At 40.3% G+C, this 581-nt stretch carries 1 protein-coding gene; it reads left to right on the top strand.

Translation table 11 applies throughout. The features are described 5' to 3' along the window. A partial coding sequence (locus tag ACFILW_RS10920) for a 50S ribosomal protein L11 methyltransferase (protein WP_375685846.1) occupies window positions 1-545 on the top strand: 545 nt, incomplete at its 5' end. Window positions 546-581: the final 36 nt, after the last annotated feature.

The raw sequence follows: 581 nt of genomic DNA, 5'->3' as shown, positions 1-581 counted from the left end.
GAAACGCCATTCCAGCAAATGTTCTCCCTATTGAAATTGAAGCTAATCAAGCTTTTGGCACCGGACATCATGGAACAACAGCCGGTTGTTTAGAAATGATTGCCAAAGTCATGAAACACGAAAATCCAAAAAATGCCCTTGATCTTGGTACTGGGAGCGGTGTACTAGCCATTGGCATAGCAATGCTCAAACCAATTCCTGTGCTTGCATCCGATATTGACCCAATTGCTGTTCAAGTTGCACAACACAATATCGAATTCAATGGTGTCAAGGAATATATTACAGCTATTACAGCAACAGATTTTTCCCATGATGCAATTGCATCACGAACCCCTTTTGATCTCATCGTTGCCAATATCCTTGCTAATCCGCTTATTGAACTTGCGCAAGAAGTGGTAAAGGCACTTCAAAAAGGGGGATCACTTATACTCTCTGGAATTCTTGAAGAACAACATGCCCATGTTTTGGAGACTTATATAAAACAAGGAATGAAGCATATCGAAACATACCACCGGCAAGGATGGGTTACGATACATCTGAAATAAAAGAAAAGAAAAGGACGTCGTTATGTATCAATCTTT

This window comes from Bartonella sp. TT110JLCBS, from assembly GCF_042193405.1.
Classification (GTDB): domain Bacteria; phylum Pseudomonadota; class Alphaproteobacteria; order Rhizobiales; family Rhizobiaceae; genus Bartonella.
Note: the sequence above shows the minus strand (reverse complement) of the source record. Positions and strands in the feature narration are given on the sequence as shown.